The sequence below is a fragment of the Grimontia sedimenti genome, from assembly GCF_011045095.1.
GTDB lineage: Bacteria > Pseudomonadota > Gammaproteobacteria > Enterobacterales > Vibrionaceae > Enterovibrio > Enterovibrio sedimenti.
Map to the genome: position 1 here is coordinate 1 of NZ_JAALDL010000048.1, position 1019 is coordinate 1019.

Here is a 1019-nt window from a genome sequence, read left to right on the forward strand (position 1 = left end):
CAGCGCATCAAACGCTCCGGTCGCCACGTTCTCTACCCAGCGCCCTTTCGCACGGCTGAAGTCGTAGTACGCCAACAAATCGGCTTCACCCGCCACCGGCGGCGTCAGCATGTATCCCTGCACCTCACTCCCGCTCAGCGCACGGCTCCACACCTGCACATCGTCTACCTGACCGTTGATGAAGCTGTCTGCACCCTGCTCGCCGTTACGTGCTCCCAGCATCAGTGCACGGCTCGAGGCCTCATTGAAGGTGATGTAGCTGTAGGTGTGAACCGCCTGGCCGTTGATGTACACCACCGCTTTGCGTGTTGATGGGTCATAACTCAACGCCAGGTGTGACCAGCTCTCAGTCGACAACCCTGAGTCATAGGTTTCTTTGTAGGTGCGTCCTATCCCTGAGGAATGATCGTTCTGGTGGTCAATACCCAGGTAGAAACGGTGGTCTGCACCGTCATGGCTGCCCATACCCTGACGCGCTGCGCCTCTCACTGACGCGTAGTTCACCCAGTACATCAGTGTCATCGGTGCATTCCCCGACGCATGGTGACCCGTGGTCGCGTAGCCGTTCAGCCCCCGCACATCCAGCGTATGGTCACCACTGACCAATACGTCATCACCAGATTGGGTGGCGGCCATGTATTCTGACCAGTTACTCACCCCGTCACCGTCTGCATCCTGCCCCGTATCGGCCACTGTCAGGTTGCTGCCCAGCTGGGTTTCATCCCCATCCGGAATACCATCACCGTCGCTGTCCGCGCGGCACGCATTACTCGGGGCCTGTGTGCCACTCACGCCCAGCTCATCACCGTCGCTCAGTCCGTCTCCATCAGTGTCTGCCAGCGTGCTGTCCGTACACATCGCCAGCTCATGCCGGTCCGGGATACCGTCACCGTCTGTGTCCGCCAGGGCTTCCGCCGGGCTCAGCAGACCGTCTTCCGACAGCAGCGCATCAAACGCTCCGGTCGCCACGTTCTCTACCCAGCGCCCTTTCGCACGGCTGAAGTCGTAGTACGCCAACA

The 1019-nt window shown here is 60.4% G+C and carries 1 protein-coding gene; it reads right to left on the reverse strand.

Translation table 11 applies throughout. From position 1 onward, the window contains the following. Window positions 1-1019, reverse strand: a 1019-nt coding sequence (locus G5S52_RS23420) for a LamG domain-containing protein (protein WP_306418280.1), incomplete at both ends; no start/stop codon positions are given.